This is a genomic window from Pseudomonas sp. RA_5y_Pfl1_P24, from assembly GCF_963970945.1.
Lineage (GTDB): Bacteria > Pseudomonadota > Gammaproteobacteria > Pseudomonadales > Pseudomonadaceae > Aquipseudomonas > Aquipseudomonas tritici.
Genome location: NZ_CAXAOJ010000008.1, coordinates 307,034 through 321,327, shown reverse-complemented (window position 1 = coordinate 321,327; position 14,294 = coordinate 307,034). Strand labels below are relative to the sequence as shown.

Below are 14,294 nucleotides of genomic sequence, written 5' to 3'. Positions count from 1 at the left end.
AGTACGTCGCCCAATAAAAGTAGGGGGCGCCTTTATATACGCATGGAGTTTCTATGAGATAGGCGGTTTTTAATTGCTTTGGAATGTGTTTGATTGCGCAGTGGTGCGCATTTAGTTGCTCAGGTAGATCGCTTGGTAAACCTTGTAGTTTTCGAAGAGGGCGAGCACCTACAGTTGTTTAAGTGCGCAAAAAGCTGCGCATTCTTCGATTTGGCATGTTTGTAGGAAAAGGATTAAGTGTAATTCCGTCGCTTGCTGAATGTTATAGGCGTGGCTAAGGTTTGGGAGCTTTGCAGGGGTTTCGGCAAAGTAAAGATGGCTTTCTGATACGCAGTTTTAATGTGATTAGTTAGCCTTTTTTTCTCGGTTAGTTGCGCGCGGTGCCAAATGTATTATTCGGACGAGCTTTGTGATTATTGGCTTAAAGTTGCACGGTCGCCGTGTACGCAAACACGTTTTGCGGGCAGCGATATGCGCTTTTCAAGCGAGTATGAAGTCTTGGAATCAGAGCTGGCCAAGGTGCAGTCGATTCATGGCAACGGCCAGCCCGATTGGCATAAGGTCCTGGAAACCAGCGAGATCCTGTTACGCCAGCAGTCCAAGGATCTGAAGGTGGCCGTCTGGCTGACCTGGGCGCTGCACCAGCGTGAATCCTTCCCAGGCTTACTGGCCGGGCTCGGGTTGCTGCGTTATCTCTGCGAGCATCATTGGTCGGTGGTCTACCCTGAAAAACCGCGCACCCGCGGCGCGGCATTCGGATGGTTGGTGTTGCGCCTTGAACCCCTGTTTATGCAGAGCCCGCCGCTGCAGAGCCAGCAGCCTCTATTCCGTGCCGTGCTTGAGCACCTGATATGCCTCGATGAACTGTGGGCCAAGCACTTGGGGGATGACGCGCCGCTGCTGCTGCCGATACGCAGGCAATTGGCCCAGCGATTGGAGCGGGCTGCGCAGGGCGACACCCCGGCGGTGGGATTGAGTGGCGTCATTGCGCAGGTCAAGCTGGCGACCAGCCAATTGCTCAAACCCGAAGCGGTGGTGGACAACGAAAAAGACGCCAGCAAGTTGCTGCGTACGTTGCAGGAACAAGCCCGTTCCCTGTGTGCCTGGTGGTTGCGCCAGAACGCTACTGACCTGCGCGCCCTGCGCCTGAATCGAACATTGACATGGCTGGCACTCGCCAGCTACCCGGATGCCGATAATGAGCGGGTGACCGCCTTGCGCGGGCCAGCCCCCGACAAGCTCAAGCGTTATCACGAACGTTTTGCCCAAGGCCATCACGCCGACCTGGTGCTTGAACTCGACGCCAGTCTCTGCGGTGCGATGTTCTGGTTCGATGGGTTGCGCATGCTCTGGCAATGCCTGGAGGCCTTGCAGGCCGAACAGGCCATGACCGAGCTGGAAGTGACCTTCGCTCTGTTGTTGCAACGCTTGCCGGAGCTGCCGGCTTTTCGCTTTTACGACGGCGCCCCTTTTGCCGATGCCGCCACGCGCGACTGGATCACGCTGCAGGTTGCGCGTCATCTACAAAGGCCCGAATCACCCACAGCGGTGGTTGATGCCGAAGCCGAGCCCTGGGAGATCGCCTTGCAAGCCGTGGCACCCCGGCTGCTAAAGGAAGGGCTCAAGGCCGCCATCCATGAACTCCAGCAAGGCATGCATGCCGCTCGCAGTGATCGCGCGCGTTTTTATTGGCGGCTGGCCCAGGCGCGCCTGTGTGTACAGGCCGGCAAACATGAGTTGGCGAAGATCCAACTCGAACACCTCGACCACGAATTGCAAGGCACAGGCCTTGAACGCTGGGAGCCGGAGCTGGCCCTCCAAGTCACCCAGCTTTTGTATCGCTGCTGCGATCTGCTGCCACAAAACCACGCCGTGCGCGAACGCAAGGAAGACGCCCACCGCAGGCTGTGCCTCTTCGATCTGGAAGCGGTACTTGAATAGGCTTTCGAGCCACTTGAAAAAGGAGATACACCATGGCCAAAGAAGCTTCGGTAGCCCCTAAGGAACGGATCAATATCACGTTCAAACCCGCCATCGGCGGCGCGCAGGAAGAAGTCGAACTGCCATTGAAATTGTTGGTACTGGGCGATTTCACCCAGCGTGAGGATGTGCGCAAGCTTGAAGATCGCAAGCCTATCGCGATCGACAAGAACACTTTGGATGACGTGCTGGCCAAGCAGGCGTTGAGCTTGACGCTGAACGTGCCCAACCGCCTGCAGGAGGAGGCAGACGTTGAGGAGCTGTCCATTCAGGTCGGCATTAATTCCATGAAGGATTTCAATCCCGCGAACCTGGTTGAACAGGTTCCCGAGCTGCACAAGCTGATGGCGTTGCGCGAGGCACTTATGGCGCTAAAAGGACCATTGGGCAACACCCCGAGCTTTCGCAAGGCTATCGAACAGGCCCTGGCCGATGACGAGTCCCGCGCACGGGTATTGGCGGAACTGGGGCTGGACAGCCCCGACACCTGACATTTTTCAGTAAAAGGACACTGACCACATGACGACACAACAGCACTCGCTACCTGCACAAACCGCTGACCAGTACAGCATCCTCGACAACATAGTTGCGCAGACACTACTGAGTGCTGACGACGAGGCGTATGGCATTGCCAAACGCGGGGTCTCAGCGTTTATCGAAGAGTTGATCAAGCCGCAAAACCGTGGCGAGCCCGTCAAGAAACGCTTGGTCGACCGCATGATTGCCGAGATCGACACAAAGCTCAGCCTGCAAATGGACGAGATTTTGCACCACCCGGACTTCCAGGCGCTGGAAGCCTCCTGGAAAGGGCTGCAATTGCTGGTTGACCGCACCAACTTTCGCGAGAACATCAAGATCGAGCTGCTGAACGTCTCCCGCCAAGACCTGCTGGAAGACTTCGAAGACTCACCGGAAGTGACTCAGTCCGGGTTGTACAAACATATCTACAGTGCAGAGTACGGTCAGTTTGGTGGCCAGCCTGTGGGGGCGATTATCGCCAACTACTTCCTGTCACCCAGCGCGCCCGATGTAAAGTTGATGCAGTACACATCCAGTGTGGCTTGCATGGCCCATGCGCCTTTTATTGCTGCCGCCGGGCCGGCGTTCTTCGGATTGGAAAGCTTCACCGGTTTACCGGACCTCAAAGATCTGAAGGACCATTTCGAAGGCCCGCAATTCGCCAAATGGCAAAGCTTTCGCCAAAGCGAAGACGCGCGTTATGTCGGATTGACGGTACCGCGATTCCTGCTTCGTACGCCCTACGATCCCCTTGAATGTCCAGTCAAGACCTTCGCCTACCATGAAAGCGTGGTCAACAACCATGAGCACTACCTGTGGGGCAATACTGCCTACGCCTTTGCCACGCGCCTGACTGACAGTTTCGCGCGGTTTCGCTGGTGCCCGAACATCATTGGCCCGCAAAGCGGTGGGGCAGTGGAAGACTTGCCTTTGCATCACTTCCACAGCATGGGCGAAATCGAAACCAAGATTCCGACTGAAGTACTGGTGTCTGACCGTCGTGAATACGAACTGGCGCAAGAGGGCTTCATTGCCTTGACGATGCGCAAGGGAAGCGACAATGCCGCGTTTTTCTCCGCCAGTTCGGTACAAAAGCCGAAATATTTTGGCCTCAGTCCCGAGGGCAAGGAAGCCGAGCTGAATTACCGCCTGGGTACCCAGTTGCCCTACATGATGGTCGTCAATCGACTGGCCCACTACCTCAAGGTCCTTCAGCGTGAGCAACTGGGGGCGTGGAAGGAGCGCACCGACCTTGAGCTGGAACTCAATAAATGGATTCGCCAGTACGTGGCCGACCAGGAAAACCCTAGCGCCGAGGTGCGTGGGCGGCGCCCCTTGCACGCAGCGCGCATTGTTGTCAGTGACGTCGACGGCGAGCCCGGCTGGTATCGCGTCAACCTGAGTGTGCGGCCGCACTTCAAGTACATGGGGGCAGACTTCACGCTGTCCCTGGTTGGCAAGCTCGACAAAGAATGAGCAGAGGCCAGGGAATGCCCCACCACCAAAACCTTTTCGAGCGCCTCGCGGCTGCCCCCGCCTGTGGAGTGACATCCGTCGCCATCCATCTCGGGAAAATGCTAAGTATCCGTGCAGGCAGCGTACAGACGCTGCCGGACTACGGTTTGCCCGACCTCAATGATATGAATCAGAGCCTGCATGAATCATTGAGTCAGTCACGTCTGTTGATCGAGCGATTTATCCGAGCCTACGAGCCGCGCTTGAAGCATGTGCGGGTCACAACGCTGCCGCGGGATCATGACCCATTGGCCCTGGCGTTCGCTATCGAAGCCACGCTGATGGTCAAGGGTACCCGGCAGCCCGTGGTGTTCACCGCGCGGCTATGTGACACCGGTCGTGTAGAGGTCATGCCGGATGTCGTTTAACCGTTATTACCAAAGCGAGCTCAGTGCGTTGCGCCAGCTTGGACGGCGGTTCTCCGAACGCAATCCGGCGCTTGCTCCCTTTCTCGCAGAGTCAGGCCAGGACCCGGATGTAGAGCGTTTGCTGGAGGGCTTTGCGTTTCTCACGGGGCGCCTGCGGCAGAAGCTGGATGACGAGCTTCCTGAACTGACGCATTCGCTGATGCATTTGCTTTGGCCGAACTACATGCGACCGATGCCCGCGTTCAGCATCCTGCAATTCGACCCCTTGAAACAATCCGGCCCTGGTGTGTGGGTCGCACGGGATACACCGGTCGAAAGCGCCCCAGTCAACGACGAACGATGCCGTTTTCGTACCTGTTACGCCACGCAGGTTCTACCGCTGCGACTGAGCGCGCTGGAGTACAGCTGCCAAGCAGCGTGTGCGATTTTGAGCCTACGCCTGGACGTGAGCGGCGAAGGAAATTTTTGTGAATCGACCTTCGATCATTTACGCCTGCATCTGACGGGAGATCGCTACATCAGCCAGGAGCTCTACCTTAGCCTGTTGCGTCATCTTGAAGGTATCGAGTTGCTGCCTTTGGGCCGCGATGGCCTGCCGCTCGAGGGGGTTGATGGTCAGGCAATATCGCTGCGATTGAGCGCCGACCGGGTACAACCCGTGGGGTTCAGTGAGGAGCAGGCGTTGATTCCGTATCCGTCGAACACTTTTCGCGGGTATCGCCATCTGCAGGAGTACTTTGCCTTTCCCGACAAGTACCTGTTTGTCGATGTGGGTGGCCTGGAGGTAATGCGCAGTTTGCCCGGTGCATTGCTCAAGCAACTGTACGGTGTGATGTTGCGATTCGAATTGCGCAATCCATCGCGTGAATCCCAGGTGCCTACCCTGGATAACGTGAAGCTGTACTGCACGCCCATCGTCAACTTGTTCACGCATGACGCCGTGCCGATTCGCCTGGATGGCAAACAAGACGAATACCTGCTGGTTCCCGGCGAGTATTCACGAGAGAACGCTAGCGTGTTTTCCGTAGACAGTGTCACCGGTTGGCAGCCTGGGGGGCTCGGATATCAGACCTACGTACCCTTCGAGTCCTTCGAGCATGATGGCGATACTGACCTTTCGCAAGGCGCACCGAGTTACAGCATTCGCCAGCGGACGTCGTCTCAGCATACGGGGCTCGATACCTGGCTTGGCTTTGGTAACGGGCTGGCGCTGGAGCCACAGACGCTGTCGATCGAATTGACCTGCACCAATCAAAACCTGCCTCGGCTGTTGCAGGTAGGCGATATAAATCAGCCTTGCGAGCAGACGCCCGAGGGGTTGTCGTTCCGCAATATCTGCGCACCGACAGCAAGTTTTTCTCCGCCCCTGGACCAGGATTTTCTGTGGCGGCTTATCAGCAACATGTCGCTCAACTACCTGTCATTGAGCGACATCAATGCTCTGAAGGTGATCCTCCAAACCTACGACTTTCCCCGCTATCACGACCGACAAGCACAGAAGGTCAGCGAGAGAAGGCTGGGTGCGATGCGATCCGTCAGCCATACAGCTGTCGACCGATTGCTGCGTGGCTTGCCGTTTCGCGGAGTGCGAATCGATCTGACCATCGACCCCCAAGGCTTTTTGGGGCAGGGCGAGGTATTCGTGTTCGCCTCGGTGCTCAACGAATTTTTCGCGCTCTACGCCAGCCTCAATGTCTATCACGAATTAAGAGTCATCAGCACACAAGGAGACGTGTACCTATGGTCACCAAGGATGGGGCAGCAGCCCCTGCTTTGACGCAACTGTCCCGGGTCATTCGCGAATATTCGCTGTTCCAGGCGGTTTTGCAGGTGATCGAGCGTCTGCGCGATGCTCATCCGTTGTTGGACGACGACGCGCTGTATGACCTGTTGGACTTTCAGGCCAACCCCGGCCTTGGTTTTCCCGGTCACGATATTGACCGGGTGGAGTTTTTTATCGAGCACGATCAGTTACGTGCGCGTCTTCGCCTCAACGTGTTGGGCTTGTGCGGTGCGGGATCGCCATTGCCTGCGTTTTACGGCGAGCAGGCCTGTGCCGATGAAGTAGGGGGCAACACTACGCGAGACTTCCTGGACGTGTTTCACCACCGCCTGCAACGACTGATGCTGCCGATCTGGCGTAAATACCGTTATCGGGCGTGTTTCCAGGCGGGCGCGCGCGATGCCTTTTCCGAGCAGATGTTTGCGTTGATCGGGTTGAGAGGGCAGCAGATTCGCAATGCGGCGCAATTGGACTGCAAGCGGCTGTTGCCCTACCTGGGGTTGCTTAGCCTGCGGGCACATTCGGCAGCCATGATCGAGACGGTGCTGCGCTACTACTTCAAGCACCGCCGCTTGTTCATCGAACAATGGGTCTTGCGCACGGTAGTGACGGCCGACTCGCAGAAAAACCGGCTGGGTGTTGCGAACAGCGTGCTCGGCCATGACCAGGTACTGGGAAGTCGTGTCGCCGACTGTAGTGGCAAGTTCAGGGTGCATTTGCAGGGCCTGGGCTGGCACGCATTCCAAGGTTTTTTACCCACTGGCAAGGACTACCCGCTGCTGTGTGCGTTGGTGCGGCTGACCACGCGGGATCCTTTGGCGTATGACCTACGCCTCGTACTGGCCAAGGAAGAAATCAGGCCGTTGCACATTGGCGAACACAACGTTTGTCGACTCGGCTGGACCAGTTGGCTGGCACATGAGTGCGCCGACGGTGTGGTTCTGGTGCCAAGCAGCGCTCACTAGGGATGAATCATTATGATGAATGTGGATCTGCAACAACTTATCCAGACATTGACTACCCTGACCCGCCGAGATTTGGAGCGCGCTGCTGAACGCTGCGTAATGCGCGACGGCAAGGAAGTGCTGGTGGAAGACCTGCTGTTGACTTTGCTGGAGCATCACGACGGCCTTCTTGTACGGGCATTGGCTGATGCGGGTATCGAAGTTGGCGAGCTGCAAGCCACACTGCAGCCCAAGGGTGAGTCGAGTGCCTCGCGCAATCCAGTGTTTGCCCAGGCGCTTGTGCAGTGGCTCCAACAGGCCCTGATGGTTGCCCATCTCGAGCTGAGACAGACTGAGGTCGATCACGCCGCCCTATTGCTGGCACTGTTGCGTCACCCGCTAAACCACGCAGGAAGTGGCTATCAGCGTTTACTAGGCCGGTTGGATGCGCAGCGTGTACATGGCTTCGTGTCCAGTCAGGCGCCTGAAATTTATCCTGCGCGCCAGGATGAGTCATTGCTGGAACGCTTCACCCAAGACCTGACACGCCAGGCTCATGAAGGGCGTATCGATCCGGTGTTGTGTCGCGATGCCGAGATCGGCCAGTTGATCGACATACTGATGCGCCGGCGCAAGAACAATCCAATACTCGTCGGCGAAGCCGGGGTAGGCAAGACGGCCGTTGTCGAAGGCCTCGCGCTGCGCGTTGCGAGCGCCCAGGTGCCGGCGCCTCTGCAAGATGTGAGGGTGTTGACTCTGGACATGGGCCTGCTCCAGGCCGGTGCAAGCATCAAGGGGGAGTTCGAACGGCGCCTCAAGGGCTTGATCGACGAGGTCAACGCCTCGGCAAAGCCCCTGATCCTGTTTATCGATGAGGCGCATACGTTGGTAGGCGCTGGTGCCCAGGCGGGTGCGTCGGATGCCGCCAATCTGCTCAAGCCGGCGCTCGCGCGTGGCGAGCTGCGTACCATCGCCGCCACTACTTGGTCGGAATACAAGAAATACTTCGAAAAAGATCCAGCATTGGCTCGGCGTTTCCAGCCTGTAATGGTTGGCGAACCCAGTGTCGAGCAGGCGATTTCGATCCTGCGCGGGCTGGTGTCGGTCTATGAGCGCAGCCATGGTGTGTATGTGCGGGACGACGCGGTGGTGGCGGCGGCGAAAATGAGTGCCCGTTACCTGGCCGGGCGCCAGTTACCCGACAAAGCGGTAGATGTGCTGGACACCGCCTGCGCCCGCTTGAGGATCAGCCGTGAAACAGCGCCGCTCGCGTTGCAACGCCTGTACGCGGAGCAAGCAGAGGGCGCGCGGCAGCTCCAGGCTTTGAGCCGAGACAGGGACGAAGGGCTTCCCGTCGATGAGCAAGTCTTGCGTGCGCTCAACCTGTGCATGGAAGGCATGCAGTGCGAGCGGCAGCATCTGGAGCAACATTGGCTGGAACAGAAAACGGTGGCGCAGCAGGTGTGCCCGCGCCTGGTGGCTGAGGTCATCAGCGCCTGGACCGGTATCCCGGTTGAGCAACTGGCACTTGAGCCCAGTGCGCGGGTCCTGGGCTTTGCCGATGCGCTGCGTTCGCGCATCCTCGGTCAGGAACACGCGGTGCGGGCCTTGGATCGCAATCTGCGCGCCGTTGCCACAGGGCTCAATAAAGCCGACGCACCGGTCGGTGTATTCCTGCTGGTCGGCCCAAGTGGCGTGGGCAAGACCGAGACTGCGCTCGCCCTCGGCGATCTGCTGTATGGCGGTGAGCGTTTTGTCACCACCCTCAACATGTCGGAATTCCAGGAAAAACACTCGCTGTCTCGGTTGATTGGCGCGCCGCCCGGTTATGTTGGTTTTGGCGAGGGCGGAGTGCTGACCGAAGCCGTGCGCCAACGCCCGTATTCGGTGGTGCTGCTCGATGAGGTTGAGAAGGCCGATCCGGAAGTGTTGAACCTGTTCTATCAGATTTTTGACAAGGGCCTGGCCAATGACGGGGAAGGCCGGGAGATCGATTTCCGCAACACTTTGATCCTAATGACTTCCAACCTGGGCAGCGAGCGTATTGGTGAACTGTGCGCAGGTGGTCAGCGACCTGACGTGCAGGTGCTGCAAGAGGCGATCCATCCGCTGCTGCGCGACCATTTCAAGCCTGCGTTGCTGGCCCGGATGCGCGTGGTGCCGTATTACCCCGTCACGGGTGAAGTTCTGTATGACTTGGCAAGGCTCAAGCTGGAACGACTGGGGCAAAGGTTGCAACTGCGCAAGTTGGTATTCAGCTATACGCCAGAGTTGGTTGCGCACATGGCCGAGCAGTGTATCCACAGCGACAGCGGCGCTCGTTACATTGACCAATGGCTCGAACTCCATTTGTTGCCGCAGGTGGTGGATCGGCTGCTGGAGGCCATGGCTCAGGGCGAATCCCTGGACCATGTGCATGCATACCTTGCGGGTAGCGGCTATCCAGTCTGTGAGTTCAGCCAATGAGGGACAACCGGTCCACCCAGATACCCCATCCCCTGGCCCACGCCGATGTGTTGCTTGGCTGGTTCATTCGCCTCGGAATTGATGGCGACGAAGCCACTTTGCCCGGCCTGTGCGTGGCGGCGGTGGCGCAACTGAGCCAGTGTGAACTCAGTCAATTGTATTGGCGAGATGAATCCACAGGCCGACTTGAACTGATCGCCCAGCATTTACCCGACGTGCTTGGCCTCGGCGATCTGGTCTGCACGGAGGACTTTCAGCATGAGCAGGTCTTGCACTACGTGCTTAGCCATCAAACTGCCTTGAGCCTGGAAGACCTCACAGGCAGCGTTTACGAATGCGGCTTCCTGCCTGCGATGGCGACGCCTTGGCGGGCGCTGTCATGCGTGCCGCTGTTCAACCGAGGCAGGGCTATCAACGGCGTGCTGCTGTGTGCCAGCCAGTGCCGGAAAAATCTGCACGACTGCATCACCTCCCTGGGCCAACTGGGCAGTTTTGCCTTGATGCAACTGGCTTTGTTGCGGCGTAGGTGCTCCTCAGAAAGCCTCAACCGGTCAAGTGGCTGCACGCTTCCCTCACGTACGGCATTTGGTTTGATCGGCAGCAGTACGGCCATGGATGAAACGTATCGCCTGATCGGCAAGGTTCTGCATACCCCCTACACCGTATTGCTGCGCGGCGAGACGGGCACCGGTAAGGAGGTGGTGGCGCGAGCGATCCATTCTGCGGGGCCGCGCAGCGGCAAAGCTTTCGTGGTGCAGAATTGTGCAGCGTTTCCCGAAGGGCTGCTGGAAAGTGAACTGTTCGGCTATCGCAAAGGCGCTTTCACAGGGGCTGAGCGCAACCATGCCGGGCTGTTTGACACGGCGCACGGTGGCACGCTGCTACTTGACGAAATCGGCGATATGCCACTGTCGCTGCAGGCCAAATTGTTGCGGGTGTTGCAGGAAGGTGAAGTCCGCCCCTTGGGCGCGAGTGCGGCACACAAGGTTGATGTGCGCATCATCGCCGCGACTCACCGTGACCTAGGCGCGATGGTGGCTCAAGGCAGTTTCCGTGAAGACCTTTATTACCGGCTGGCGCAGTTTCCCATCGAGTTGCCGCCCCTGCGCGAGCGCGACGGCGATGTGTTGCTGCTGGCGCGGGAATTCGCGCAAAAGGCTTCTGCTGCGCTTGGACGCGAAGCGGTGGCGTGGTCCAACGCAGCCCTCGATCAACTGTCGAGTCACACCTTCCCCGGCAATGTCCGTGAACTCAAATGCCTGGTGGAGCGTGCGGTACTGCTCTGTGATGACGGTGTGATCCTGCCGGCGCACCTGTCCTTGTCTGTGCCACCCACCAATGAGCCCATTGATACAACGTTGCGCCAACGCCTGGAGCGGGTAGAGCGGGTATTCCTGATCGATTGCTTGCACAAGAACCGTGGCAATCGCACCCGTACTGCGCGCGAGTTGGGCGTCGCACGGCGCACGCTGCTCTACCGGCTCGCGCGCCTGAAGATCCCCGTTGGCGATGTTCGCGAGGAGTGCTGATTTGGGAGCGTGTAGGCCCTTACTTTCATGGGAGATACCTGATGCCTTTTCATCCGTGGCAAGCCCTGGTGCTTGTGCTGTGTTTGCTGAGCGGCTGCAACGCCAATTATGTATTTGATGATGCCGACTACCGTCCGCTGGGTGATCCCCAGGCGGTCCGTCGTGGGCAGTGAGCAGAAAGGAGCGCTGCGATGCAATTAGTGTTTGAAGTCTGCAGTACCGCAAGCGGTGCGTCGCCTGCTCGCAAGACGTTTGATGGTGTCGGCGGCGTGATCGGCCGTGGGACAGGCTGTGACTGGGTCATCCCTGATGCCAGTCGCTTGATTTCCAGCCACCACGGCTTGGTCAGTTATCGAGAAGGTTGCTATTTCCTGACCGATATCAGCAGCAACGGTATCGGTGTGTCAGGAGGCATGGAGCGTTTTTGCAAGGGCCAGGCCCGGCTGATCAGTGATGGTGATGTGTACCAGTTGGGCAGGCTGGATATTCGCGCCCGGCTGATGGCACATGACCGGCAGGCCCTGGCGCGTGATGACGCGATTCCAGACGATGCGTACCTGGGGCTTGACCCTCTCCAAACACTGGATCGCGATCACCTTCACGACGATTCATCCGCACAGCAGGACGCTTTGCGCACGTCAACGCCGACAGCCGCCCAATCGCTATGTCAGGGGACTGTGGACCGCGATCACTTGGTCGTACCGACGTGGGCTGAGCCGGCCAGGGAGGTGATCTCTCCCGAGCCCATCACCGCCGCACCTGCCGCGTTGGAAACGTTCTGGTCGCAGTTCGCGCAAGCGTTGGGCCTGCAGGTGGACACGCTTGATATGCAGGGTCGCGAAGCCCTGGCGATCAGGGCGGCGGGCCTGCTCAGGCACACCATCGAAGGCTTGCAGCAAAGCCTACGAACCCGTGATGAACTTAACAGTGAGATCGATGGGGCGTTGGCCGACCCGCTGCTCAATACCCATAACCCACTGAAAACGTGTGCCGACAGCCACGCAGCCATGACGTTGTTGCTGGGCGCTGATGAGTCGAATCGCCTCTCTGCCGAGCAGGCAGTCGCTCAGGTGTACCGCGAGTTGCAAGTTCACCAACTGGCCTTGGTCGTGGCTTGCCAGGCCGCCGTACGGGGTGCATTGGCAGCCTTTGCACCTGGGCACCTGCTGCTGTGCTTCGAGCGTGAGGGTAAGCCTCCCAGGTTCCTTACAGATGGTGCCCATTGGCGAGCGTACCAGCGCCACTATCGACGGCTGACTGTCGAGGAACCTCTGGGCGAGCAGTTGTTGCGTAATGACTTTTCCAAGGCCTACGAGGAGCAGGTGCGCCTGGTCTCTACCTTGCACGCCGGTTACCCAGGATGATGTTCATGTATCGAGTTGCTGTTACATCAATGCTGTTAGCGCTTGCCCTGTTGGCCGGCTGTAGCAGCCTCTCACCGTTTTCAACCCTGACCAAACTGGACCTGAGATTGACGGCCAGCGACAAGGTCAATCCTGACCTTCACGGGCGTCCGTCACCGGTGGTGGTGCGACTGCTTGAGCTGCGGCACCCCGTGGCCTTTGAAAACGCCGATTTTTTCAGCCTCTACAGCCGGGCCGAGCAGGCACTGCCCAAGGATTGGGTGAGCAGCGAGGAGTTGGAATTGCGGCCCGGCGAACAGATGACGCTCAAGCTCAGCGTTGAGCCGCACAGCCGTTATGTCGGCGTGCTGGCGGCCTATCGCGACTTGCCTCACGTGCAATGGCGGTTGGTGTTGCCCGTGGGCCCGGGGCAACTGACCCGGGCCGAAATCGTGCTGGACCAGACGGGTATCCGGATGGCAGCGCCTCACACTGACAGGGCGGAGGATTGAGATGCAGATCCATAACGTTATCTGGCAGGAGGGCATGCTGCTAAGGCCCCAGCACTTGCAGCACAACGACCGGTACTACCATCGACAACTCAACCGTACCCGCCTGCTGAGCGGTGATGCCTGGGGTTTCCTGAGCTTGGACGTCGATGTGCAGTACCTCAACCTGGGCAAGGTGGTTGTCAACCAGGCCAGCGGTGTGTTGCCGGATGGCAGTCTGTTCGAGCTGAGCGGCGCGATGGAACCTTTGGTGTTGCAGGTACCTGCCAATGCGGGCAGGCAGGCCGTGTACTTGGCTTTGCCGCTGGCGACGGAGAATCAGGTTGAAGTGCGCACAAGGGAGCAAGGCGATGTCCTGGCGCGCTACGTTGCCTGTGAAACGGAAATCGGAGACTCGAATGCCGGCGTCGATTCACGTTGCCAGATCAACTGTGCACGCCCGGATTTGCGCCTGATGCTGGGGGAGGGACCCAGCGATCCGTGCTACGTGAAACTCCAGGTCGCCCAAGTGCAGGACTCCACCCATGAAGGCGGCGTGAGGCTGGATGCGGATTTTGTACCGACGTTCATCTATCTCCAGGGCTCGGGGTATGTGTCGTCATGCATCAAGGAGGTGATCAGCCTGCTGGCGACCCGTGGCGATGCGATTGCCGCGCGCATCCAGGCCAGTGGCACCTCTGCAGGGGCGCAGGTCGGTGACTTTCTTATGCTGCAACTGATCAATCGTGCTGAGTTGATATTGCGTCACTACCTGAGTCAGCCCCAGGTGCGCCCGGAGGCGTTATATCGGGAGCTTCTGTCGATTCTCGGCGAATTGTCGACGTTCGCCAGCGACAACAAACGCGTGCAGTTGGCGGTGCAGTATCGACATGGCGATCAGGGGGCGAGCTTTCGCGGGCTGATGGAAGGCCTTCGCAGCGTGTTGTCGTTGGTGCTGGAACAACAGGCCATCGAGCTGCCGCTGCAACAACGTCAATACGGGGTGCTGGTCTGTCCGGTAAGCGATCTCAAATTGTTGGGCGCCGCGACGTTCATTCTAGCGGCCACCGCCCAGTGCGATACGGAGGAGCTGCGTCATCGACTACCGGCGCATCTGAAGATCGGGCCCGTGGAACGTATCCGCGAGCTGGTGAACCTGCACCTTGCCGGCATCAAGGTCACACCGCTGCCGGTGGCGCCGAGGCAGATCCCGTTTCATGCCGGCAAGACCTATTTCATGCTCGAACTCAGCCCCCGTGACATCGCGCAGTTGGAGCAATCGGGTGGTTTTGCCTTCCACGCCAGCGGCGAATTCGCCGAGCTGGAACTTAACTTCTGGGCTATCAGGAACTGAACACC

General features: G+C 58.7%; 12 protein-coding genes. All 12 read left to right on the top strand.

From position 1 onward, the window contains the following. Positions 1–387 precede the first annotated feature (387 nt). Genes tssA through tssK form a run of 12 tightly spaced genes read left to right on the top strand, consistent with a single transcriptional unit; the run spans position 388 to position 14,289 of the window. Complete coding sequence (gene tssA, locus AACY30_RS16245) at positions 388–1,941, top strand: type VI secretion system protein TssA (RefSeq protein ID WP_339540701.1); 1,554 nt, start codon at positions 388–390, stop codon at positions 1,939–1,941. A gap of 32 nt (positions 1,942–1,973) precedes the next feature. Then, positions 1,974–2,471, top strand: a complete 498-nt coding sequence (gene tssB, locus AACY30_RS16240) for a type VI secretion system contractile sheath small subunit (protein ID WP_339540700.1) — start codon at positions 1,974–1,976, stop codon at positions 2,469–2,471. Positions 2,472–2,499: 28 nt separating this feature from the next. Continuing rightward, on the top strand, positions 2,500–3,975 hold the full coding sequence (tssC, locus tag AACY30_RS16235; RefSeq protein WP_339540699.1) for a type VI secretion system contractile sheath large subunit: 1,476 nt from the start codon (positions 2,500–2,502) through the stop codon (positions 3,973–3,975). Positions 3,976–3,989: 14 nt separating this feature from the next. After that, the gene (tssE, locus tag AACY30_RS16230) at positions 3,990–4,382 is read left to right on the top strand and encodes a type VI secretion system baseplate subunit TssE (protein ID WP_339471798.1); all 393 of its coding nucleotides are present in this window, start codon (positions 3,990–3,992) and stop codon (positions 4,380–4,382) included. Beyond that, positions 4,372–6,159 carry a type VI secretion system baseplate subunit TssF gene (gene tssF, locus AACY30_RS16225; protein WP_339471799.1) on the top strand — a complete coding sequence of 596 codons (1,788 nt, stop codon included), beginning with the start codon at positions 4,372–4,374 and terminating at the stop codon, positions 6,157–6,159. The genes tssE and tssF overlap by 11 nt, the downstream gene beginning before the upstream one ends. After that, the gene (gene tssG, locus AACY30_RS16220; protein ID WP_339540698.1) at positions 6,123–7,130 is read left to right on the top strand and encodes a type VI secretion system baseplate subunit TssG; all 1,008 of its coding nucleotides are present in this window, start codon (positions 6,123–6,125) and stop codon (positions 7,128–7,130) included. Before tssF ends, tssG begins: the two co-directional genes overlap by 37 nt. 12 nt (positions 7,131–7,142) lie before the next feature. Further along, entirely contained in the window at positions 7,143–9,575 is a 2,433-nt protein-coding gene (locus AACY30_RS16215) for an AAA family ATPase (RefSeq protein ID WP_339540697.1), read from the top strand. Then, complete coding sequence (locus AACY30_RS16210) at positions 9,572–11,104, top strand: sigma-54 interaction domain-containing protein (protein ID WP_339471802.1); 1,533 nt, start codon at positions 9,572–9,574, stop codon at positions 11,102–11,104. The genes AACY30_RS16215 and AACY30_RS16210 overlap by 4 nt, the downstream gene beginning before the upstream one ends. Before the next feature lie 41 nt (positions 11,105–11,145). Next, positions 11,146–11,277, top strand: a complete 132-nt coding sequence (locus AACY30_RS16205; protein WP_049712961.1) for a hypothetical protein — start codon at positions 11,146–11,148, stop codon at positions 11,275–11,277. An 18-nt stretch (positions 11,278–11,295) separates the two neighbouring features. After that, a complete protein-coding gene (gene tagH / locus AACY30_RS16200) occupies positions 11,296–12,468 on the top strand; it encodes a type VI secretion system-associated FHA domain protein TagH (protein WP_339471803.1) in 1,173 nt (390 codons plus the stop codon). Positions 12,469–12,473: 5 nt separating this feature from the next. Continuing rightward, positions 12,474–12,959 carry a type VI secretion system lipoprotein TssJ gene (tssJ, locus tag AACY30_RS16195; RefSeq protein ID WP_339540696.1) on the top strand — a complete coding sequence of 162 codons (486 nt, stop codon included), beginning with the start codon at positions 12,474–12,476 and terminating at the stop codon, positions 12,957–12,959. Between the two features lies 1 nt (position 12,960). After that, positions 12,961–14,289 carry a type VI secretion system baseplate subunit TssK gene (gene tssK, locus AACY30_RS16190; RefSeq protein ID WP_339540695.1) on the top strand — a complete coding sequence of 443 codons (1,329 nt, stop codon included), beginning with the start codon at positions 12,961–12,963 and terminating at the stop codon, positions 14,287–14,289. Positions 14,290–14,294: the final 5 nt, after the last annotated feature.